Raw genomic sequence first — 22,319 nt, 5'->3', positions numbered from 1 at the left:
CCGGTCAGCGAGCCGACGGTGACCGACGTTGCAAACGCCGCAATCAGGTTTCGGAACGGGCAGGACCGGTCGGCGCTCCACCCCGGGGGGCGGCCCGGTCCGCCGCACCGGGGTGGAGCGCTCCGCGTCGACGGGGGCCGGGGTTCAGGCCGCCGTCCGCAGCGCCGTCTCCACCCGGCGGCGCAGGTCGTCCAGGTCCAGCCCGGCCTCGTGGAGCACCAGCGCGGCCAGCCCGCCACCCTCGCGGAGCAGCCCGAGCAGGAGGTGTTCGGTGCCGATGTGACGGTGGCGCAGCCGCATCGCCTCGCGCAGGGACAGTTCCAGCACCTTGCGGGCCCGGGGCGAGAAGCGTCCCCCGTCGTGCCGGCGCAGGCCCCAGCGGCGGCGGGGCGTCGGCACGGCCTCGCGCAGCGCGTCCGGGCCGAAGGACTCCTCGATCCGCGCGACGATCGCGGAGAGGTCGATGCCGATCTGCCGCAGCGCCGCCGCGTCGGCCTCGCCGAGCCCGCTGGCGCCGGCCGCGGTGTGCCGGGCGACCCGGGCGCGCAGGTCGGCGGCGTCCGCCCCGGCCTGGGCCAGCACCCGGGTGGCGAGCGCGTCGCCGTCGGCCAGGACGGCCAGCAGCAGGTGCTCCGTGCCGACCGGGCCCCGCCCGTCGGCGCGGGCCTCGTCGAGGGCCCGGTGGACCACCGTGCGGGCCCGGTCGGTGAACCGTTCGAACATCACGCCTCCCCACTGCTTCGGACCGCCGGTCGCCCGGCGTGCTTCTTGTGGACCGCCTGCCGGCTGACCTCGAGCGCGTCGGCGATCTCCTGCCAGGACCAGCCCTGTCGACGGGCGTTGTCCACCTGGACCACCTCCAGCCGTTCGAGGAGCCGGCGCAGGGCGAGCACCGCGCGCAGCCCGACCCGGGGGTCGGTGCTGCCGGCTGCCGCCGCGAGTTCCGTCGCCTGACTCATGCCGTCAACCTACGTTGACAACCCCTCAGTTGTCAACCCCGGTTGACATTCGGTCGTCCTGCCGGCGACGGCTGCCCGGTGCCCCCGGCCGGACGGTCCACCGAGACCCGCCGCCGAGCTGCGGTGGCGCCGACTGCCGTCCCTCCCGCTCGCCGGCACGCCCCGCACGGCCGGGCGTCCGCCGACACGATCGACGGTCACCCGGCGGGCGACCTGACCGGTGCTACCGTCCGCTGGTGTTCCGTCGCCGCTCCGCCGCCGCACCCGTCGAGGCCGCGCGCCGGTCGACCGTGGGCCGGATCTGCCTGGAACTCGCCGGCGGCACCGTGGTCGGCAACCGCTACCGGGCCAACTTCGACGTGCTGCACCTCGATGCGGAACTGCCCCTCGTGGTGGTCGCCGACGGCATGGGCGACGGCGAGGGCAGCCGGACCGCCGGCACCACCGCCACGGCCACCCTGGTCGAGCGGGTCCGCGCCGGCTGGCCGGCCGTCGGGGCGCGCGAGCTGCGCGCCGCGGTGGCCGAGGCCCAGACCCGGGTACGCCGGGCCGGCGCGGCGCTGGACGAGCTGACCGGCTGCACGCTGACCGCCCTGATCGCCGAGCCGGACGGCGAGCAGGGCTGGATCGTCCAGCTCGGCGACTCGCGGGCGTACCGGCTGCGCGACGGCGTCCTGGAGTTGGTGACCGTCGACCACACCATGGCGTGGCTGGGGTTGCTGCACGGCTGGTGGCCGGCGAACTCCCCGGAGGCGGCCCGGGCCCGCTACCAGCTCCTGCGCTACGTCGGCCACCCGGACCGCCCCGAGGCGGACCTGCTGGCCGTCCCGCTGCGCCCCGGCGACACCTGGTTGCTCTGCACCGACGGGGTGAGCGACCAGCTCGACTACCACCGGCTGCGGGAGCTGCTCGCCGAACCGGACCCGGCGCAGGCGGTGCGGGCCCTGCTCGCGGCCACCCTCGCCGAGGGCGGCGACGACAACGCCACGGCTGCCGTCCTGCGGGTCCACCCCGCCCCCTGACCTCCGGTAGCCGCGCCCGGCGCTGTCGGCCTCCCCCGTGCCCGGGGTCCGATCCGCTCACGCCCGGGCTGCCGTGCGCACCTCCTGTCCGATCCGGCCTCACCCGAGGTGAGGCCGCCGGCGCCACACCCCGGCAGTTGCAGACGATCAGCCGCCCGGCTCCAGCCGTCAGGATCCGTCACCCCCGGTCACACTCCGTGAGGCGCGCGGCCACCCCGTCCGCCGCCAGTCCCGCCTTCGCTCTGCTGCCCCCGACGCGCCAGTCACGCTCCGCGTCCGGCTGGCCTGCGCGCCCCTCCCCCTGGCCGGGCCTTCCGCGCAGGTGGGAGAGGGCCGGCCTCGGGAGTGACCGGAGACACGCTCGACGTTCTGACAAAGTGTGCAAGTATTGTCAGCATGTCGAACGAACGGTTGGAGACGATCCTCGCCGCCGCGTACGAATGCTTCACCCGGCACGGGGTGCGGCGCACGACGATGGACGACATCGCCACGACGGCCGGAATGTCGCGTCCCGCCGTCTACCAGTACGTCCGCAACAAGGACGACGCGTTCCGGCGGCTGGCCGAACGGCTCTTCGCCGGCTCGCTCGACGAGGCCCGGCGGGCTGCCGCCACCGAGGGCGTCCCGCTGGAGCAGCGGCTGCACGACGTGCTCGCGGCCAAGCTCGAACTGACCCTCAGACTGCACCGGGAGAGCCGGCACGCCGCCGAACTCCTGGACACCAGCACCAAGCTCACCGGAGACCTCGCCGAGGCGTACACCCGGGAGCTGACCGACCTGGTGACCGCCGCCCTCGCCGACGCCGCCGGGCCCCGCGCCCGCTCCGTCGCCGACGTCCTGGTGGCGCTCACCCGCGGCCTGGAGGCCGACCTCACCGACCCCGACCTGCCCCGGCGGCGACTGCGCGACGGCGTCGCGCTGCTCGTTGCCGGCCTCACCCATCCGGGAGCCCCCGCATGACCACCACCGTCCTGATCACCGGCACCTCCTCCGGCATCGGCCGGGCCACCGCCCGCCGGCTCGCCGGCCGTCCCGACTTCATCGTCTACGCCACCGCCCGCAAGGTCGACGCCATCGCCGACCTGGCCGACGCCGGCGCCCGGCTGCTCCCCCTCGACGTCACCGACGAGGAGTCCATGCGAGCCGCCGTCGCCACCGTCGAGGCCGCGCACGGGCACATCGACGTGCTGATCAACAACGCCGGCTACGGCGAGTACGGCCCGATCGAGGAAGCGTCGATGGACCGGGTCCGCGCCCAGTTCGAGACCAACGTGTTCGGGCTCAGCCGGCTCACCCAGCTGGTGCTGCCCGGCATGCGCCGGGCCGGCCGGGGCCGGATCGTCAACATCAGCTCGATGGGCGGCCGGCTGGTCTTCCCCGGAGGCGGCTACTACCACGCCAGCAAGTACGCCGTGGAGGCGATCTCCGACGCGCTGCGCCAGGAGGTGCGCCCGTTCGGCGTCGACGTCGTGCTCGTCGAGCCCGGTCTGATCCGCACCGGCTTCGGCACGGTGGCCGCCGAGTCGCTCGGATCCGGCGCCGACCCGAACGGGCCGTACCGGAAGATGACCGCGGCGGTCGACGCGGCGATGGCGCGCGGCTACGCCGACCCGAAGCTGGCCGCGACGCCGGACACGGTGGCCCGGGTGATCGAGCGGGCGGTCACCGCCCGCCGTCCGCGCACCCGCTACCTGGTCACCGCCGCCGCCTGGGCGATGGTGCACACCCGCCGGCTGTTCGGCGCGCGGGTCTTCGACGCGGTGGCCCGGCTCCAGTTCCGCTGATCCCGGGCGATCGGCAGGACAGCCGGCCGGGCCGTCCGCGCCGGGCCGGCGGGCGGGTGTGCCGATCCCCGCCCGCCGGCCCGGCGGCCGGACTAGCGTCGGTGGGGACGGCGTGGCCGTGCCCCGCGGGACGCCCGGGAGGTGAGCCGGATGACCGGATCCGCCGGCGCGCCGGTGGTGGCCGGCGTCGGCCCGTCCGCGCAGGACATGCAGGTCGTCCGGCTGGCCGCGCGGGAGGCCGCCGCGCACGGCCGCGACCTGGCCCTGCTGCACGCCTTCAACTGGGAGGCCGCCCTCCAGGCGCCCTCGGTCGTCGGCCCCCGGGCCGAGGCCGAGAACCTGATCGCCCGGGCCGCGGCGGTCGCCAACGAGGTCGAACCGGCGGTGTCGGTCAGCGCGGAGATCGTCGAGGGCTCCCCGGTCGAGACCCTGGTACGCCGCTCCGAGACGGCGTTCCTGGTGGCCATCGGCGACGGCGGCATGGCCGGCTGCGCGGCCTGCGTGCCGGCCGACGCCCCCGCCGTCCAACTCGCCGCCCGGGCCGGCTGCCCGGTGCTGGTGGCCCGACGTGAGCCACCGCCGAACGGACCGGTCCTGGTCGGGGTGGACGGGTCGGAGAGCGCCCTGACCGCCCTCGGCTTCGCCGTCGACTGCGCGTCCCGGCGGCAGGCCCGGCTGATCGCGGTGCGGGTGGTCGAGCCGGGACGGCCCGACGTCGGCGAGGAGGTGCTCGCCGAGGCGGTGGCCCGGGCCGGCCGGGGCCATCCCACGGTCCCCACCGAGTGTCACACGGTCCGCGGCGACCCGGGCACCGTCCTGGTGGAACAGTCGCGCTCCGCGCAGGTCGCCGTGGTCGGCGCCCGGGGCGACGAGCCGTGGCGCGGGATGTTGGGCGCCGTGAGCCAGACCCTGCTCTACCACGCGCCGACCCCGGTCATCGTCGTGCGTGGATTGACCGGGTCGGCGCAGGACGGGACATGACGCCCCTGGCTCCAGGGACCAACGACCCTGATCCACTTCGCCCGACTGGGCGAAGCTGGAGCTGCCCGGGGAGGAAATCAGGCTTCCGGGTGCAGAAGTCCGCGACCCGCGAGAGGCTATTGCAGCATGGACACCGCTCTCGACCTGCACGGCCCACTGACCGAAGACGAGCTGCGCCGGCTGGACGCCTACTGGCGGGCGGCCAACTACCTGACCGTCGGCCAGATCTACCTGCTGGACAACCCGCTGCTGCGTGAGCCGCTGAAGCCCGAGCACGTCAAGCCCCGGCTGCTGGGCCACTGGGGCACCAGCCCGGGGCTCAACCTGCTCTACGCGCACCTCAACCGGGTCATCGTCGACCGGGACCTCTCGGCGATCTTCGTCACCGGCCCCGGCCACGGCGGTCCGGCCCTGGTGGCGAACACCTGGCTGGAGGGCACCTACAGCGAGCTGTACCACTCGGTCAGCCGCGACGAGACCGGCATGCAGCGGCTGTTCCGGCAGTTCTCCTTCCCCGGCGGCATCCCGAGCCACGTGGCGCCGGAGGTGCCGGGTTCGATCCACGAGGGCGGCGAGCTGGGGTACGCGCTCAGCCACGCCTACGGCGCGGCCTTCGACAACCCCGACCTGCTGGTTGCCTGTGTCATCGGCGACGGCGAGGCCGAGACCGGTCCGCTGGCCGGCAGCTGGCTGTCCAACGTCTTCCTCAACCCGGCCCGTGACGGCGCGGTGCTGCCGATCCTGCACCTCAACGGCTACAAGATCGCCAACCCGACGGTGCTGGACCGGATCTCCACCGAGGACCTGCTCGACCTGATGCGCGGCTACGGGCACCAGCCGTACATCGTCGAGGGCGACGACCCGACGAAGGTGCACCAACTGCTCGCGGCCACCCTCGACCGGGCCTGCGACGAGATCGCCGAGATCCAGCGCCGGGCCCGCTCCGGCGGGACCGTCGAACGCCCCCGCTGGCCGATGATCATCCTGCGGACGCCGAAGGGCTGGACCGGGCCGGCGCGGGTCGACGGCAAGCAGGTCGAGGGGACCTACCGGGCCCACCAGGTGCCGATCTCGGAGGTCCGGAAGAACCCGGAGCACCTGGCCGAGCTGGAGCGCTGGCTGCGCAGCTACCGGCCGGAGGAGCTCTTCGACGCCACCGGCGCGCCGGTCGGCGAACTGGCCGCGCTGCCGCCCATCGGTGACCGGCGGATGAGCGCCAACCCGGTCGCCAACGGCGGGCGGCTGCTGCGCGACCTGGACCTGCCGGACTTCCGCGAGTACGGGGTCGAGGTGAAGACCCCGGGCGAGCCGGCGGTCGGCGCCACCGGTGTGCTCGGCACCTGGGTCCGGGACGTGATCACCCGTAACCCGCAGACGTTCCGCCTGTTCGGCCCGGACGAGGTCGCCTCGAACCGGCTCGGCGCGGCCTTCGAGGTCACCGACCGGGCGTTCGTGGCCGACACCGTCGAGGGCGACGACCACCTCTCCGCCGACGGCCGGGTGATGGAGGTGCTCTCCGAGCACCTTTGCGAGGGCTGGCTGGAGGGCTACCTGCTCACCGGACGGCACGGCATCTTCACCAGCTACGAGGCGTTCATCCACATCGTCGACTCGATGGTCAACCAGCACGCCAAGTGGCTGAAGGTGACCCGGGGCATCCCCTGGCGCGAGCCGGTCGCCTCGCTGAACTACCTGCTCTCCAGCCACGTGTGGCGGCAGGACCACAACGGCTTCTCGCACCAGGACCCGGGCTTCATCGACCACGTGGTCAACAAGAAGGCCGAAGTGGTGCGGGTGTACCTGCCGCCGGACGCCAACACCCTGCTCTCCACGATGGACCACTGCCTGCGCAGCCGGCACTACATCAACGTGGTGGTCGCCGGCAAGCAGCCCGCGCCGAACTGGCTGAGCATGGACGAGGCGGTCCAGCACTGCCGGCGCGGCCTGGGCATCTGGGACTGGGCCAGCACCGACGAGGGCGCCGAGCCGGACGTGGTGCTCGCCTGCGCCGGCGACGTGCCGACCCTGGAGACCCTCGCCGCGGCCGACCTGCTCCGGCAGCACCTGCCCGAGTTGAAGGTGCGGGTGGTCAACGTGGTGGACCTGATGCGCCTGCAACCGCCGTCGGAGCACCCGCACGGCCTGCCGGACAACGAGTTCGACACCATCTTCACCCGCGACAAGCCGATCATCTTCGCGTACCACGGTTACCCGTGGCTGATCCACCGGCTCACCTACCGCCGGGCCAACCACGACAACCTGCACGTGCGCGGGTACAAGGAGGAGGGCACCACCACCACGCCGTTCGACATGGTGATGCTCAACGACCTGGACCGGTTCCACCTGGTGATCGACGTGATCGACCGGGTGCCGGGGCTCGCCTCGCGCGCCGCCCACCTGCGCCAGGAGATGGTCGACGCCCGGCAGGCGTGCCGCGACCACACCCGCACCTACGGCGAGGACGACCCCCGGGTCGCCGAGTGGCGCTGGATCCGCGAGACGGACCAGGCGCTGCGCGGCGATCAGTGACCCCACCGACACCCGACAGGAGGTGAGCGCGGTGAGCGGAGACGAGATCCTGGTCGGCTACGACGGGTCGACCGACGCCACCCTCGCGCTGAACTGGGCGCTGGACGAGGCGCGGCACAGCGGCCGACCGGTCCGCCTGCTGTACGTCTTCGAGTGGCTGACCGTGGCCGGCTGGATCGGTCCCGGGGTGGCCCCGGGGATCTGGCCGGACGAGACCGCCCGCCGGCAGGTCGAGGAACTGGTCCGCAAGGCGGCGGCGGACGCCGCCACCCTGCGGCCGGACGTGACCGTGCACGGCGACGTCCTCGACGGCCCGCCGGCCCTGGTGCTCCAGGAGCGTTCCGCCGACGCGGGGCTGCTGGTGCTGGGCAGTCGGGGCCACGGCGGCTTCGGCGGCCTGCTCGCCGGCTCCACCGCCGTGTCGGTGACCGCCCACGCGCACTGCCCGGTGGTGGTGGTCCGCGACGGGCAGGCCGACGCCGCGACCGGGCCGGTGGTGGTGGGCGTCGACGGCTCCGAGTCGTCCCGGGTGGCGCTCGGCTTCGCGGTGGAACGCGCCGTGCAGCGGGAGGCGCCGCTGCGGGTCGTCCGGGTCGTCGGGGGTGAGCGGCGGCCGTCGGAGCACGACGAGGGGGCCACCGCCGACGAGGAACGCGCCGCCGTGGAGCAGGCGCTGGCCCGGTGGCGGCAGACCTTCCCCGACCTGGCGGTCGAGGTGGACGTCCGGCCCGGCAACCCGGCGGCCACGCTGGTCGAGGCGAGCCGGGACGCCCAGCTCGTGGTGGTGGGCAGCCGGGGCCGGGGCGGGCTGCGGGGCATGCTGCTGGGCAGCGTCAGCCAGCAGCTCGTCCAGCACGCGCACTGCCCGGTGGTGGTGGCCCGGGAACGCTGAGCCGTCGCCTGCCGTGCCCGGTCCCGCCGTCGTCGGGGCCGGGCACGGTCACGCCCGGGCGGTCCCGCCTTCGCCGGGGCCGGCGGGGTCGAGGGTGAAGTAGTCCTCCTCCTCCTGGGCCAGGTGCAGGCGCAGCACCGCGTCCAGCCCGTAGAGGGCGGCGAGCAGGTCCGGCACCTGGTCGCGGCGCAGCGGCCCGGCGCCGGCCTGGGCCAGGTGAGCGCCGACGCGGTCCACCAGCCGGCGGATCTCCAGGTGCCCCCGGCTCATCGTGGACGTCGCCTCGGCGCTGCCCAGCGGCCCGGCCAGCGCCGGGTAGAGGTGCTGCTCCTCGGCCGACTCGTGCGGCAGCACCTCCTCGGTCAGCCGCCGGTGCGTCGCGCGCAGCGCCGGCAGGCACTCGGGGGCGTCCGGGCGGACGGCCACCAGGTCGGCGGTGTCGCGCAACCCGGCCAGCACGTCGCGTACCCCGGTGTGCTCGCCGGCGTACCGGTCGAGCAGCGCGCGGGTGGCCGGCGGCACCTCGCGGCGGCGCAGCCCACCGCCCAGGGCCCGCAGCGCGTTGAGGATCACCAGCACGTCGATGCCCTCCTGGAGGAACGCGCCGCCCACCGGGGGCAACCGGCCGGCCGCCGCGAACAGCATCGCCGCGACCGCCAGCCCCATCCCGACCGTGGCGCTCTGCACCGCGATCCGGCGGGCGTACCGGGCGATCTCCACGGCGTCGGCGAGCCGGTCCAGCCGGTCGACGGTGAGCACCGCGTCGGCCACGTCCGCCGAGGCGGTCGCCCCGGTCGCGCCCATCGCCACGCCCACGTGCGCCGCGGCGAGCGCCGGGGCGTCGTTGACGCCGTCGCCGACCATCACCGTCACCGCCCGCTGCGACTCCTGCCGGACCCGGGCGACCTTCTCCTCCGGCGTGCACTGCGCCAGCGTCTCGTCCACCCCGACCGCCTGGGCCACCTGCTCGGCCGTGCGGGGCCGGTCCCCGGTGACCATCACCAGGCGGGTCAGCCCCGCCTCGCGCAGCCGACGGACGGTGCGGCGGGCGTCGGGGCGTACCGGGTCCTCCAGCACGACCGCGCCGAGCGGGCCGTGCTCGTCGCTCACCCAGACCGTGGACCGGCCGGCGATCTCCGCCCGCTCGCGGGCCGAGGCCGCCCACGGCGGCGGCGCCCCGGCGAGCTGGCCGACCCGCACCAGCCGGCCGTCGACCCGCCCGGTGACGCCCCGGCCGGGCTCCTCGGTCACCTCGGTCGGCTCGGCCAGCGGCAGACCCCGGTCCCGGGCCTGGCGCACCAGCGCTGCGGCCAGCACGTGCGGGGAGAGCTGTTCGACCGAGGCGGCCAGCCGCAGCACCTCGTCGCGGTCCCCGCCGGGGGCGACGACCGTCTCGGTGGCCCGGGGCCGGCCGGCGGTGAGCGTGCCGGTCTTGTCCACCAGCAGGGTACGGGCGCGGCCGAGCAGTTCCAGCGACCCGCCGTCGCGGACCAGTACCCCGCGCCGGGCCACCCGGGACAGCCCGGACACGATCGCGATCGGGGTGGCCAGCAGCAGCGGGCAGGGGGTGGCCACCACCAGCACCGCGACCGCCCGGACGAACTGCCCGGACCACAGCCACGCCGCGCCGGCCAGCACCAGGGTGAACGGCACGAACGCCGCCGCGTACCGGTCCGCGAGGCGGACCATCGGGGCCTTGCGCGCGGTCGCCTCCTCGGCCAGCCGGACGATGCCGGCGTACGTGCTCTCCGCGGCGCTGCGCACGGCGCGCAGCCCGACGGCCGCTCCGGCGTTGACCACGCCGCTGGCCACCTGCTCCCCCGCCGACCGCTGCACCAGTTGCGCCTCGCCGGTGACCACCGACTCGTCGAGGGTCGCCGCGTCCTCCAGCGCCCCGTCGACGGGCGTGACGTCGCCGGGGCCGACCAGCAGCCGGTCGCCGACCGCGATCCGGTCCAGCGGGACCACCTCGATGCCACCGTCGGCGGTACGCCGGCGCGCCTGCCGGGGCGCCCGTTCCAGCAGCGCCCGCAGGTCGCGCGTCGCCCGTCGCTGGGCGTACTCCTCCAGGGCCCGGCCGGTGGCGACCATGACGGCGATCACCGCCCCGGCCAGGTACTCGCGGACCAGCAGCGCGCCGCCCAGGGCCAGCACGGCGATCACGTCCACCCCGAACTGCCGGCGCGCCAGCTGGCGCAGCACCGCCCAGGCCGCCGGCAGCAGCGCCACCAGGGTCACCCCGGCCCAGACCAGGTCGGCGGCGCCGCGCAGGCCGGCGACCCGCAGCGCGGCGCCGACCAGCACCGCCACGGTGAGCAGGGTCAGCGGCAGCCACTCGCGCCAGTCCACCCGGTGCCGCGCGACCGGCTTCTCCGGTACGCAGCCACGCGGATCGGCACCCACCCGTGGATCGTCGCAGGCTTGCCGGCCGGCCCGGAGCGATCCGGAGGAAACGGGCGGGCCGACACATCCGACGACGCCTCGGCTGCGTACTCTGCGACGCATCCGGGCAACACGCAGGATGGAGCGACAACCCCGCCCGCGGCACCGTCGGGCTGGGGCACGATGGGGAGAAACGGAAAGGTCGTGACGATGAGCCACGAGACGCCGGGACAGGACCGTCCGCTGACCACCGCGCTCGCGGAGGCCGCCGCGACCGCCGGCTACGCCCCGTCGGTGCACAACACCCAGCCCTGGCGGTGGCGGGTGCTGCCCGACGCCCTGGAGCTGCGGGTGGTCCGCGACCGCCAGCTCACCGCCACCGACCCGGAGGGCCGGCTGCTCGCGCTCAGCTGCGGCGCGGCGCTGCACCACGCCCGCCTGGCGCTGACCGCCGAGGGCTGGACGGCCGTCGTGGAGCGGCTGCCCGACCCGGCGCAGCCGGACCTGCTGGCCCGGTTGACCGGGCTGGCCCGCGCCGCCGCCGAGCCGGAGGCCATGCGCATGGTGCAGTGCATGCAGGTCCGGCACACCGACCGGCGTCCGGTCAGCGACGAGCCGGTCTCCACCAGCGCGCTCGGTGAGATCACCCGGGCCGCCACCGACGAGGGCGCGCAGTTGCAGATCCTCGACTCCGACCAGGTGATGGAGCTGGCCGCGGCGGCCGGGCACGCCGGCGCGGTCGAGGCCGACGACCCGCAGCTGCGCGAGGAGCTGCTGTACTGGACCAGCCGGGCCGGCACCGGCACCGGCCTGCCGCCGGAGGTGCTGCCCGCGCAGCAGGCGCAGACCACCGTGCCCGGCCGGGACTTCGGTCGCGCCGGCACCCTCCCGGTCGGCCCCGGCCACGACAAGGCCGCCGTGTACGCGCTGCTCTACGGCGACGAGGACGAGCCGGACAGCTGGCTGCGCGCCGGCGAGGCGCTCTCCGCGCTCTGGCTGACCGCCACCCGGCTCGGCGTCTCCGTGGTGCCGCTGTCGGGCGTGGTGGAAGTGGCGGGCACCCGGCAGACGCTGCGTCAGCTGCTCAGCGGCCTGGGGCACCCGTACATCGTGCTGCGGCTGGGGATCGCCGACCCGGCGCACGCGGGCCCGCCGCACACCCCGCGGCTGCCGGTGGAGCAGGTGGTGGACACCAGCGCGGTACGCGAGCAGCCGTCCTGACGATCTCGTGCCGGCCGGTCACCGGGCGGTAACATCGCCCGGTGGCCGCCGCACCGAATCCCCGTTACGAGCACCCCACCCCGTCGCTGGGCCTGAGCCCACTGTCGCGGGTCCGCCTCGACGAACTGCTCCAGGAGATGCTGGACCGGGTCGGCGAGGTGGTGACCAGCCGGGAGCGGCTGCGCGCCCTGCTCGACGCGGTGGTCGGCATCGGGTCGGACCTCGACCTGCGCAGCACCCTGCAGCGGATCGTGCGGTCGGCCTGCGAGCTGGTCGGCGCCCGCTACGGCGCGCTCGGCGTGATCGGGCCGGACCGCATGCTGCACGACTTCATCATCCACGGCATCGACGAGGAGCTGCACGCGAAGATCGGCGACCTGCCGCACGGGCGGGGCGTGCTCGGTCTGCTCATCGACGACCCGCGCCCGGTACGCATGCCGGACATCACCCAGCACCCGAAGTCGTACGGGTTCCCGCCGCACCACCCGCCGATGCACAGCTTCCTCGGCGTCCCGGTCCGCATCCGCGACCAGGTGTTCGGCAACCTCTACCTCGCCGAGAAGCAGGGTGCCCCCGAGTTCACCGAGGACGACGAGGAGATCGTCGTCGCCCTCGCCGCGGCGGCCGGCGTGGCCATCGAGAACGCCCGCCTGTACGCGCTGGCCCACCGGCGGGAGCGGTGGCTGGCCGCCACCGCCGAGATCACCTCGGTGCTGCTGGGCGAGGTCCGCCGCACCGACGCGCTGACCCTGGTGGCCCGCCGGGCCCGGGAGGTCGCCGAGGCGGAGCTGGCCGTGGTGCTGCTCTACGACGAGGACGCCGGCCAGTTCACCGTCGAGGTGGTCGACGACGCCGACGGCGCGGCCCGGGGACTGGTGGGCGCGGTGCTGCCGGCCACCGAGACCACCTTCGCCGGCTCGGTGACCGAACGCCGCCACGAGCTGGTGGAGAACCTGGCCGAATCCGCCCCGTGGCCGACGCCGGTGGTGGGCGGGCCGGCCGTGGTCTCCCCGCTCGCCGCGGCGGACACCCTGCACGGTGTGCTGGTGATCGCCCATCGTCCGGACGCCGCCCGGGCGTCGGAGGACGACGTGAAGCTGCTGGGCAGCTTCGCCGGGCAGGCGGCGCTGGCCATGGAGCGGGCCCGGGGCCAGGAGGAACGGGAGTTGCTGGTCGTCCTGGAGGACCGCGAGCGGATCGCCCGCGACCTGCACGACGTGGTCATCCAGCGGCTCTTCGCCACCGGCCTGCAACTGCAGAGCGGCGCGATGAACGCCCGCCCCGAGGTCGCCAAGCGGATCAACGCGGCCGTCGACGACCTCGACGCCACCATCCGGGACATCCGGCGCACCATCTTCGAGCTGCGTACCCCGATGAGCGCGGCGCTGCGCACCGAGATCCGCGAGGCGGTCGACGTGGCCGCCGAGTCGCTGGGCTTCCGCCCCACCCTCGACCTGGACGGGCCGATCGACAGCGCGGTGCCCGACGCGGTCCGCCCCGACCTGGCGGCCGTGCTGCGCGAGGCGCTCTCCAACGCCGTCCGGCACGCCGAGGCCAGCCGGGTCGCCGTCGCCGTACGGGTGGACGCCGGCCGGGTCGCGGTGACGGTCAGCGACGACGGGGTGGGCTGCGATCCGGCCGCCGCCCGGGGTGGGCTGGTCAACCTGCGCGAGCGCGCCGAGCGGCACGGCGGCGAGTTCGAGGTGCGCCCGGTCGAGCCGCACGGCACCGAACTGTTCTGGTGCGTGCCCCTGCGCGACTGAGCACGGCGACGCGCCGGGGGCCTCCCCCGGCGCGTCGGACGATCAGTGGTGGCGGGTGCTCAGTGGTTCTTGCCGAGCAGCCGGGTGGCCAGCACCGCCGCCTGGGTGCGCCGCTCCAGCCCCAGCTTGGCCAGCACGCTGGAGACGTAGTTCTTCACCGTCTTCTCGGCCAGGAACATCTTGCCGGCGATCTCCCGGTTGGTGAGCCCCTCGGCCACGTACTCCAGGATCCGGCGCTCCTGCTCGGTGAGCGTCTTCAGCTCACGCGGCTGCTCCACGCCGCTGCGGATGCGCTCCAGCACCCGGGTGGTGATCGCCGGGTCGAGCAGCGACTGGCCGGCCGCCACCCGGCGCACCGCGTCCACCAGGTCGGTGCCGCGGATCTGCTTGAGCACGTACCCGGCCGCCCCCGCCATGATCGCGGCGAAGAGCGCCTCGTCGTCCTCGTACGAGGTGAGGATCAGGCCCTTGATGGAGGAGTCCACGGCCCGGACGTCCCGGCAGACGTCGATGCCGTTGCCGTCGGGCAGCCGGGCGTCGAGGATCGCCACGTCGGGCCGCAGCGCCGGGATGCGTCGGGCGGCCTCCTGCGCGGAGCCGGACTCGCCGACCACTTCGATGTCACCGCTGCTCTGCAGCAGGTCGGCAAGGCCACGACGGACGACCTCGTGGTCGTCGAGGAGGAACACCCGGATCATCCCTCGTTTCTACCCGTCGGGGGGTGGCTCATGCACGGGCCGAAGGTCCCTACCTCGACGCGCCGGCCATCGGGAAGGGGTGCCCGGGCGGTCGGGCCCTCCGGCCCTGCCCGACGTACCTCCTGGTGACGGAGTGTGGAGATGAACCACCGGGGGGCGGCACGACCGCCACGGAAGGAGCATCGCCATGGACGCCGGCTACACCGTCGCGCAGCTTCGCGCTGCCGCCGCGGACGCTGTCCGCGCGCCTTCCCTGCACAACACGCAGCCGTGGCGGCTGCGGCTCCGCGACGGCGGGATCGAGCTGTCGGTCGACCGGACGCGGCAGCTGCCCGCCACCGATCCGAGCGGCTGGGGCGCCCGGATCGCGTGCGGGGCGGCGCTGTTCAACCTGCGGCTGTCCCTCGCCGTGGCCGGCACGCCGGCGACGGTGCGGCTGCGGCCGTACCCGGCGGAGCCGGACGTGGTGGCCCGGCTCGTGCCCGACACACCGCGACCGCCGACCCCCGCCGAGCGGAGCCTGTACGCGGCCATTCCCCGCCGGTTCAGCAACCGGGCCCCGTTCTGGCCCGACCCGGTGCCGGCGGAGGCCCGGTGGCGTCTCGGGGAGGCGGCCCGCGCCGAACAGTGCTGGCTGGAGCTGGTGATCGGGACCACCGCGGTCAACGCCTTCGCCGAGATCGCCCGCAGCGCCCACCGGGTGCTGGAGCGCGACCCCGGCTACCGGCAGGAGCGGGCCGAGTGGATCCGCCGTGAGCCCTCGCCCGACGGGGTGCCGACGGCGGCCGGCGGCCCGCAGAGCGAACCGCAGGACCTGCTGCCGATGCGTGGCTTCGGTGGGCGCAACCGGGCCCCCGGCCGCGACTTCGAGCCGGAGCCCCTGGTCGCCGTGCTCGGGTCGGCCGGCAACACCACCACCGACCAGATCCTCGCCGGGCAGGCCCTGCAACGGGTGCTGCTCACCGCGACCGACGCCGGGCTGAGCGTCTCGATGCTCTCCCAGCCGATCGAGGTGCCCGGCGCGCGGGAGGCGCTGCGGCTGTCGCTGGGGCGCTTCGGCACCCCGCAGATGGTGATGCGGATCGGGTACGGCCAGCCCGGGGTGGCCACCCCCCGGCGCGACATCGACGACGTGCTGGACCTGCCGGTCTCCGTCGCGCCGGCCGCGGGGCTGCCCACGCCGAGCTGACCGGACGGGCCGCACGGTCGGCGTCGCTGCGACCCGTGGCGCTGTTCGTCGTGCCGCTCGTGGTGCGCCGGTCCCGCGCCCCCGTCCGTCGCGGGACCGGCGCACCACCGCCCGAGTCAGGCCGGGTGGTGGGCGGCGAGCAGCGCCGCCTCCCGCTCGGGATCGAGCCCGACCGGCACCCGCGCGGGCCGGCCGGCCCGCGGCGGCACCGACCCCACCCGGCGCAGCCAGCCCCAGGTGTCGGCGACCGTCTCGGCCGCCGGCCGGCAGGTCAGCCCCGCCGCGTACGCCTTGTCGACACCGCGCTCCTGCAACCAGCGGTACTCGTGCCCCGGCGGCACCCAGATCGGCAGGTCGTTCCAGGGCACCACCCCGGCGGCGAGGATCGGCTCCGGGTCGGTCCAGCGCAGCCGGGCGTCCGACCCGGTCACCGCGACGGCGGCGGCCAGCAGCTCACCCATGGTGGTGTGCCCGGTGCGGCTGATCACGTTGAACGCCCCGCCGACGCCGGCAACGGCCCGGTCCAGGGTCCACGCCGCGAGGTCCCGCACGTCGACGTACTGCACCGGCAGGTCGGCCGGGCCGGGCGCCAGCACGTCCCCACCCCGGGCGACGCGGTGCAGCCACCACGGCAGGCGGCCGATGTCCTCCCCGGGGCCGAGGATCAGCCCGGCCCGCACCAGCAGCGCCCGGTCGCCGAAGACCTGCACCGCCGCCCGTTCCCCACCCGCCTTGTTGTGCGGGTAGTCCCCGTCGTCGGCGTCCGGGGCCGCGTCCACCACCGGCGCCTCCTCCCCCGCGCCCGGGGGCAGCGGGTGGGCGTAGACGGAGCCGCTGGAGACGTAGGCGTAGTGCCGGACCCGGTCGACCAGCGCGCGGGCCGCGTCGCCGACGCCGCGCGGCGCGCCGTCCCAGGTGTCGACCACCAGGTCCCATTCGCCGCCGGAGAGCGTGGCCAGGCCGTCGCGCGCCGTCCGGTCGCCCCGCAACCGGTGTACGCCCTCCGGGACCGCCCCGTGCAACCCACGGTTGAACACCGTCACCGACCAGTTCCGTCGCACCGCCTCGGTCACCACCGCGCCGCCGACGAAGCCCGTGCCGCCGAGTACCAGGAGTCTCATGCGTCCCAGCCTGTCCCGCCCGGGGCCGCTGCGGCACCCGTGTTCACCGGCAGCGGATCTGCCCTCGGCAGAAGACCCGGGGGCGCCGGGCGCGGGTGTGCGCCTCGGACCAGGCACCCGACGTCCGCCGCGCGTCGGTGGGCGGCCGTCGTCCGCGCGTGCGAGGTCCGTGGTGTCCGTTTCGGGTACGGGGGCCGGGGTGCTCGCCCCGGGTCACGCGCCCGACGTCCGCCGCGCGTCGGTGGTCGGCCGTCGTCCGCGCGTGCGGAGGTCCGTGGTGTCCGTTTCGGGTACGCGGGCCGGGCTGTTCGCCTCGGGTCACGCGGTTGGTTGGCCGGTTTCGGGTGCGGTTGTTGCTGTCCTGGCGACATCGACTGCACCCGAGGGTGGTGTGCGGGTCGGTCAGTTTGGGGCTGGTTGTCCGGTTCAGGGGTGCCGGGGTGGTGGCCCGCGTGTCCGGTTGGTGCCTGGTTGGTGTGCGGGGTCCTGTGGTCGGGGGCACTCGGGTGGCGGAATGGTGGCGGGGGCGGGGTCGTTACATTCTCTGGACGATCGCAGCAGCACACCCGGCTGCACGGCCCTGATCCCGGGGCCTGGCCCGGGGGTGCGGGGCCCGGAATGTTGGTGGCCCGCCGGTCGTTACACATGGTCCCGGCGCCGCAAGCCCCCCCGGGCTTGGCGTGACCGCGAACCCCTCGGGTTCGCGAGGAGCCGGACATCGACTTTCCCCCTTTGTTGTGTGAGCGCCTGTCGAGGTGCCCCGCATGCGGTGTCGTCCCCCGGCGACGCGTGTGTGTCGACCCCCGGATGGAGCTTTGCTATGAACACCATGATCATTCGTAAGAGCGTTCTGGGTATTGCTGGTCTGGCTTTCGCCGGTGGTGTGTTCGCCGGTCCGGTGACCGAGGCGCACGCCGCCCCGGCTGCCGATGTGAAGACCGTCGCTGTCATGGCCGCTGACAAGCCGGCCGTGGACAAGGGCAAGCTGATTCCGCACGGTGTGCAGGGTGCGCAGTCGCGTATCGACCTGTCCGATGAGCAGGTCGGCAACGTCAAGGCGATCATCGCCGCCACCAAGAAGGCGGGCATGGACGAGCGGGCTGCGGTGGTGTCGATCGCCACGGCGCTGCAGGAGTCGAAGCTGGAGAACCTCGGCCACCTGGGTGAGCGTAACGATCACGACTCGCAGGGCCTGTTCCAGCAGCGCCCGAGCTCGGGTTGGGGCACGGTCGAGCAGATCACCGACCCCGAGTACTCCACCCTGGCGTTCCTGAAGGGTCTGAAGCAGGTCGACGGCTGGCAGGACATGCCGCTGACCGAGGCCGCCCAGACCGTGCAGGTCTCGGCCTACCCCGACCACTACGCCCAGTGGGAGCAGCAGGCCGCCGACCTCGTCGCCGAACACTGGAACAGCTGACCCACCCACACAACGCTGGCCGGCACCCCGAACCGGGGTGCCGGCCAGCGGCGTATCCACCGGCAGAACCGGGATAACCACTTGTCCGCGCCACCCGGTGATCTCTAGATTGCGGACGGCGGGGGCGGCTCCAGGGCGTGCTTCCTTCTCTTCCCACTCTGGATGGTCTAGCCCGTCCGCTCTCCGTCCCCGCCCTCATCCACCGGCCCGCGTCCACCGACGGGTCGGGCCGGACCGCCCCTCGCCCACGCCGGAGTCAACCGTGCGCCTCGTCCGCTTCACCCGCCCCGCCCACCCGGCCACCGACCCCGCCGCCCTGGCGTTGCTGCGCCGTGGCCTGGTCGCGCCAGGACTGCTGGCCGGGCCGAAGCGGCGTGAGCGCGGCGCTCCCCTCCCCGCCGAGACGGGCGTACGGGCACTGGAGGCCGACGCGCTGAGCCTCGGCTACGTCGTCGGGGCGCGGCTGCGCGCGTACCTGTGCCGGCAGGAGCCGAACCGGCTCGCCGCCCTCGGCTCCGCCCTGCTCACCGGCCTCGCCTCCCTGGTCGGCGCGCACGTGCCGCACCTGCCGCTGTTCAGGAACTTCCCGAGCCGGGTGCCCGCCAGCACCGACGACCTGTACGTGCTGCGGATGTTCGCCCTGCTCACCCAGCCGCTGCAGGCCACCTGCGTACTCTGCGGCCAGGCCGGCACCGTGCATCCGGTGGACCCGTGCGCGCACCCGGTCTGCGCCGCCTGCTGGGACCTGCAGACCTGGACCGCCTGCCCGATCTGCCACCGCCGCACCGGTCACGCCCTGGCCCACCTGGACGAGGCCACCTGGCGTCCGGGGCGCACCGTGCCGCGTGGCGAGCCGGTCGACACCGCCGCCCTGCCCCGGCGGTGGGTGCTGCTGGAACTCTCCGAGCACCTCGACGACGACCTGCACGACGCCGTCGCCGCCCTGCTGGCCCGCCGTACCCCGCTCACCGCGCAGGAGACGGCGGACCTGGACGCGCTGCTCGACCGGATCGGCCACGCCGACCTCGGCTGGCTGCCCGACACCATCGAGGTGCGCGCCACCCGCGCCCACGTCCTGCACCGGCTGCTCGCCGACCCGGGCCTGGCCGAGCGGCTGCCCGACCTGCTGGCCCGGCACGTCACCACCGCCACCGACCTGCTGCGCCTGCTGTACCTGCGCGACGGCGGCGACGTCCACCTGACCCGCGCGCCCCGGCGGCGTACCTCGCTGCCGCGCCGGCTACGCCGGCTGGTGCTCGCCCGGCTGGACGCGCTGCCCCTCACCACCCTGGTCGAGGACCTGCACCGGCACCGCGACGCCTGGCTGCGCACGGCGGAGAACCTGCACCCGTTCGAGGAACCGGCCCGCCACCCGCACGCCGCGCTCGGCTTCGCCGTGCTCCGCCGTACGGTGGTCGACCCGGCCTCGAAGCTGGGCGTGGCGCTCGGCCCGCTCGCCGACGCCCACCCCGACCTCACGCGCACCCCCGACGGCCGACTGCGGCTGCGGGGCTGGCGCGCACACACCGAGACCGCGCTGCGCGGCGGTGACCACGAACGGGCCCTCGCCCTGCTCGCCCGGCGTCCCGGGGAGCTGCTGCGCCGTACCGTGATGCTGGCCGCCCGGTTCGCCGCCCGGCCCGGCGAGGAGACCGCCTTCCTGCTCACCGTCGCCGACGCCGCCAGCCGGGTCGCGCCCGGCGTGCTGCTGGCGGCGCTGTCGGCGGTACGGGCGGCGACCCACGGCCCGCGACCGCGCCTGTACTTCCCGGCGGCCGGCGGCGCGCGGCTGTGGACCGAGCCGGACCGGCGGGAGCGTCTCCCCGCCGCGCTGGGCGGGGAACTGGAGGCGCTGCTCACCGACGAGCTGCTGCGCCGGGCCGCCGCGCGGCCGCGTACCCCGGTGGCGGTCCTGGACGCGGGCCTGGCCGACCTGGTCGCGCCGTTCGCCGAGCGGACCGCCTCGGCGACCCTGGTCGCGCTGCCCCGGGGCAGCGTCCAGCCGCTGCCGTCCGGGGCGGTGGTCCGGCTCTTCCTGCACTGGACCGAACCCGCCGGCACCCGCGTCGACCTGGACCTGTCGGTGGCCCTGTACGACGACACCGGCCGGTTCGTCGGGCTCTGCGACTACACCCGGCTGCGGTTCGCCGGGCAGGCCGCGGTGCACTCCGGGGACCTCACCTCGGCGCCGGCGCCCCTCGGCGCCAGCGAGTTCGTCGACCTGGACGTGGCCCGGCTGCGCGCCGCGGGCGTCCGCTACCTGGTCATGGTCGTGTTCAGCTACAACGACGTGGCGTTCGAGGAGATGACCGACGCGTTCGCCGGGTTCATGGGCGAGCCGCCCGGCGCGGACGGCACCCGTCGGGGCCCCTTCCGGCGGGGCGGCGCGCCGTTCCAGCCGCAGCGCGTCGAGCAGCGTTTCGACCTGACCGGCGCGGAGAAGGTCGCCACCCCACTCCTGGTGGACCTGGAGCGGTACCGGATGCGCTGGCTCGACGTGACGCTCGCCGGCAGCGGCGCCACGCACAGCGTCGCCGACTACTCGCACCGGCTCGGTCAGCTCGCGATCGCCGCCGACGGGTACTTCGACGGCGGGTTCCGGCCCAGCCTGTGGGAGGTGGCGTGCTGGCACGCCGCCGCCCGCGCCGACCTGGTGCAGGTCCGCGCCGACGGGGTGCGCGCCTACCACCGCCAGCCGGGCGAGAGCCTGCGGGACTTCGCCGCCCGGCTCACCCACCTCGGTCCGGCGGAGGAGACGTCCGCCGGGCAGCCGCAGCCGGCGACGTTCGCGGCGCTGGTGCGCGGTGACGCCCCGGTGCGCGACGCGGCCCGGGTCTACGCGCTGCACCCCGACGGCCTGGACACCGCCCGGGTCCGCCGGCACACCGCCGCGGACCTGGTCGCGCAGCTCGCGCCGGTGGACTGACCCCCGGGTACGACAGAAGCCCCGGCTCATCGTGAGCCGGGGCCTCGCGGTCTGGTGGGCGATACTGGGTTTGAACCAGTGACCTCTTCCGTGTCAAGGAAGCGCGCTCCCACTGCGCCAATCGCCCGTGGTCGAGAGCGGACGACGGGATTCGAACCCGCGACCCTCACCTTGGCAAGGTGATGCGCTACCAGCTGCGCTACGTCCGCGTGCCGCCCGGTTCCCCCGGCGACGGACAGAACTCTACCCGATGCCAAGATCGCCTCTGCGCGCGCCCCGCCGTTTCCGTCCGGCCGATGTGATTGCGCTGGTCACCGACGGGGTACTGACTCTCCTCGACAGCACACCACATCCCCCTGAAGGAGGCTGTCGTGGGAATCGGAACGAGCATCTTCCTGCTCGCGGTCGGCGCGATCCTGACCTTCGCGCTGGACGCGAACGTCGGCGGCGTCAACCTCGACGTCGTCGGTTGGATCCTCATGGCGGCCGGCCTCCTCGGCCTGATCATGACCACGCTGGTCTGGGGCCGCCGCCGGTCGGTGGTCACCACCAGCGAGCCGGCGGAGTACCGGCGGGTCGAGGAGCGACGGGACGTCGCCCCGCCGCTCTGACCCGGCCAGGGGCCGGGCCGCCGGAGCTGAACGGTCCGCCGCCCCGCACATCGGTCGACTCCACGCCGGCCACCGGAACCCCGGTGGCCGGCGTGCGTGCTCACCCTCGGTCCACGATGGAAACCTGACAGTCACCACTTGCTGACCGTCGGTACGATCCCGCTCGTGGACGGACGCCGGGAAACGGAACTACTGACAGCCGAGGACGAGGCGGCGGAGGAACTGGCCCGCCGCGTGATCGGACGGGTCGCCCCCGAGGAGACGGAGATCTTCGCCGTCGTCCGCGACGCGTACCGGCGGGATCCGGAGCGGCTGACCGGGCCGGGTGACGGCCGCGACCGGATGCTCGGCTTCGGCATCGAGGCCGCCGCCGCCCTGCTCACCCCGCTGGTGCTGGGGATCAGCGCGGAGGTGGTCCGCCACCTCGCCCTGGAGGCGGTCGGCGCGATCGAGGTCCGCGACCGGTTGCGCCGCCTCCTCGGCAGGCGGCGCGGCGACGCGCCGGACGCGCTCACCGCCACGGTCGACGACGCCCTCGCCATCGAGCCGGAGGCCGCTCCCCGGGCCGGAGCCGAGCAGGCCACCGCCCCGAGGACCGCCCCGCCGACCGGAGCCGACGACGCCGAGGTGGCCCCCGCCGACACGGCCGGGCCGGCCGCGCCCGCGCCTCGCGGTGCAGACGCCGCGCCCCCCGCCCCGCCCGTGGACGTACACCGGATCCGGGAGCTGGTGCTGACCCGGTGCCGGCAGGCCGGGGTGGAGGAGGACCGGGCGCACCTGATCGCGGACGCCGTCGTCGGCGCCCTGCACGTCGACGGGTGAAC

The 22,319-nt window shown here is 75.1% G+C and carries 17 protein-coding genes, 2 tRNA genes and 2 pseudogenes; 13 read left to right on the top strand and 8 right to left on the bottom strand.

Annotated elements, in window-relative coordinates:
* Positions 1–171: 171 nt before the first annotated feature.
* From GA0070614_RS31765 to GA0070614_RS24475, 3 genes and pseudogenes are all read right to left on the bottom strand, one after another.
* Positions 172–348: pseudogene (locus GA0070614_RS31765) on the bottom strand (Clp protease N-terminal domain-containing protein); the annotation flags it as partial.
* Between the two features lie 192 nt (positions 349–540).
* Positions 541–723: pseudogene (locus GA0070614_RS31760) on the bottom strand (Clp protease N-terminal domain-containing protein); the annotation flags it as partial.
* A complete protein-coding gene (locus GA0070614_RS24475; RefSeq protein ID WP_088978156.1) occupies positions 723–959 on the bottom strand; it encodes an HTH domain-containing protein in 237 nt (78 codons plus the stop codon). The pseudogene GA0070614_RS31760 and the gene GA0070614_RS24475, both read right to left, overlap by 1 nt.
* Before the next feature lie 236 nt (positions 960–1,195).
* Here GA0070614_RS24475 and GA0070614_RS24470 point away from each other — a divergent pair, with 236 nt between their 5' ends.
* From GA0070614_RS24470 to GA0070614_RS24445, 6 genes are all read left to right on the top strand, one after another.
* Positions 1,196–1,981: a PP2C family protein-serine/threonine phosphatase gene (locus GA0070614_RS24470; protein ID WP_088978155.1), complete on the top strand. Its 786-nt coding sequence runs from the start codon at positions 1,196–1,198 to the stop codon at positions 1,979–1,981.
* A gap of 396 nt (positions 1,982–2,377) precedes the next feature.
* Positions 2,378–2,941, top strand: a complete 564-nt coding sequence (locus GA0070614_RS24465) for a TetR/AcrR family transcriptional regulator (RefSeq protein ID WP_088978154.1) — start codon at positions 2,378–2,380, stop codon at positions 2,939–2,941.
* A complete protein-coding gene (locus tag GA0070614_RS24460; protein ID WP_088978153.1) occupies positions 2,938–3,765 on the top strand; it encodes an oxidoreductase in 828 nt (275 codons plus the stop codon). The genes GA0070614_RS24465 and GA0070614_RS24460 overlap by 4 nt, the downstream gene beginning before the upstream one ends.
* Positions 3,766–3,915: 150 nt before the next feature.
* Entirely contained in the window at positions 3,916–4,746 is an 831-nt protein-coding gene (locus GA0070614_RS24455) for a universal stress protein (protein WP_088978152.1), read from the top strand.
* Between the two features lie 126 nt (positions 4,747–4,872).
* Complete coding sequence (locus GA0070614_RS24450) at positions 4,873–7,275, top strand: phosphoketolase family protein (protein WP_088978151.1); 2,403 nt, start codon at positions 4,873–4,875, stop codon at positions 7,273–7,275.
* Positions 7,276–7,306: 31 nt separating this feature from the next.
* Positions 7,307–8,167 carry a universal stress protein gene (locus GA0070614_RS24445; RefSeq protein WP_088979638.1) on the top strand — a complete coding sequence of 287 codons (861 nt, stop codon included), beginning with the start codon at positions 7,307–7,309 and terminating at the stop codon, positions 8,165–8,167.
* Positions 8,168–8,215: 48 nt separating this feature from the next.
* Here GA0070614_RS24445 and GA0070614_RS24440 read toward each other — a convergent pair whose 3' ends face one another.
* Positions 8,216–10,570, bottom strand: coding sequence for a heavy metal translocating P-type ATPase (locus GA0070614_RS24440; protein WP_088978150.1), 2,355 nt, complete (start codon positions 10,568–10,570; stop codon positions 8,216–8,218).
* 189 nt (positions 10,571–10,759) lie between these two features.
* Between GA0070614_RS24440 and GA0070614_RS24435 the strand changes: the two genes are divergently transcribed.
* Together GA0070614_RS24435 and GA0070614_RS24430 are read left to right on the top strand one after the other, a co-directional pair.
* Entirely contained in the window at positions 10,760–11,770 is a 1,011-nt protein-coding gene (locus tag GA0070614_RS24435) for an Acg family FMN-binding oxidoreductase (protein WP_088978149.1), read from the top strand.
* Between the two features lie 92 nt (positions 11,771–11,862).
* Entirely contained in the window at positions 11,863–13,533 is a 1,671-nt protein-coding gene (locus GA0070614_RS24430; RefSeq protein ID WP_172892625.1) for a sensor histidine kinase, read from the top strand.
* Between the two features lie 59 nt (positions 13,534–13,592).
* Here GA0070614_RS24430 and GA0070614_RS24425 read toward each other — a convergent pair whose 3' ends face one another.
* The gene (locus GA0070614_RS24425; RefSeq protein WP_088978147.1) at positions 13,593–14,231 is read right to left on the bottom strand and encodes a response regulator; all 639 of its coding nucleotides are present in this window, start codon (positions 14,229–14,231) and stop codon (positions 13,593–13,595) included.
* A 187-nt stretch (positions 14,232–14,418) separates the two neighbouring features.
* Here GA0070614_RS24425 and GA0070614_RS24420 point away from each other — a divergent pair, with 187 nt between their 5' ends.
* Positions 14,419–15,420, top strand: coding sequence for an Acg family FMN-binding oxidoreductase (locus GA0070614_RS24420; protein ID WP_088978146.1), 1,002 nt, complete (start codon positions 14,419–14,421; stop codon positions 15,418–15,420).
* A gap of 116 nt (positions 15,421–15,536) precedes the next feature.
* Here the strand turns inward: GA0070614_RS24420 and GA0070614_RS24415 are convergent, their stop codons facing one another.
* A complete protein-coding gene (locus tag GA0070614_RS24415; protein WP_088978145.1) occupies positions 15,537–16,541 on the bottom strand; it encodes an NAD-dependent epimerase/dehydratase family protein in 1,005 nt (334 codons plus the stop codon).
* An 820-nt stretch (positions 16,542–17,361) separates the two neighbouring features.
* Between GA0070614_RS24415 and GA0070614_RS24410 the strand changes: the two genes are divergently transcribed.
* Both GA0070614_RS24410 and GA0070614_RS24405 read left to right on the top strand, forming a co-directional pair.
* On the top strand, positions 17,362–17,958 hold the full coding sequence (locus GA0070614_RS24410) for a hypothetical protein (RefSeq protein WP_088974259.1): 597 nt from the start codon (positions 17,362–17,364) through the stop codon (positions 17,956–17,958).
* A gap of 262 nt (positions 17,959–18,220) precedes the next feature.
* Positions 18,221–20,884 carry an MXAN_6230/SCO0854 family RING domain-containing protein gene (locus GA0070614_RS24405; RefSeq protein WP_088978144.1) on the top strand — a complete coding sequence of 888 codons (2,664 nt, stop codon included), beginning with the start codon at positions 18,221–18,223 and terminating at the stop codon, positions 20,882–20,884.
* 52 nt (positions 20,885–20,936) lie between these two features.
* On the opposite strand, the gene GA0070614_RS24400 is transcribed toward GA0070614_RS24405, so the two are convergent.
* Together GA0070614_RS24400 and GA0070614_RS24395 are read right to left on the bottom strand one after the other, a co-directional pair.
* Positions 20,937–21,011: transfer RNA gene (locus GA0070614_RS24400), tRNA-Val, on the bottom strand.
* 9 nt (positions 21,012–21,020) lie between these two features.
* Positions 21,021–21,093 (bottom strand) — tRNA-Gly (locus GA0070614_RS24395).
* Between the two features lie 162 nt (positions 21,094–21,255).
* On the opposite strand from GA0070614_RS24395, the gene GA0070614_RS24390 reads away from it, so the two are divergent.
* Together GA0070614_RS24390 and GA0070614_RS24385 are read left to right on the top strand one after the other, a co-directional pair.
* On the top strand, positions 21,256–21,495 hold the full coding sequence (locus GA0070614_RS24390) for a DUF6458 family protein (RefSeq protein ID WP_088978143.1): 240 nt from the start codon (positions 21,256–21,258) through the stop codon (positions 21,493–21,495).
* Between the two features lie 165 nt (positions 21,496–21,660).
* Positions 21,661–22,317 (top strand): hypothetical protein, encoded by a 657-nt coding sequence (locus GA0070614_RS24385; protein ID WP_157745075.1) that lies wholly within the window; start codon positions 21,661–21,663, stop codon positions 22,315–22,317.
* Positions 22,318–22,319: the final 2 nt, after the last annotated feature.

Origin of the sequence: Micromonospora coxensis (assembly GCF_900090295.1) — a bacterium.
GTDB lineage: Bacteria > Actinomycetota > Actinomycetes > Mycobacteriales > Micromonosporaceae > Micromonospora > Micromonospora coxensis.
This window is presented reverse-complemented; position numbering and strand designations above follow the sequence as displayed.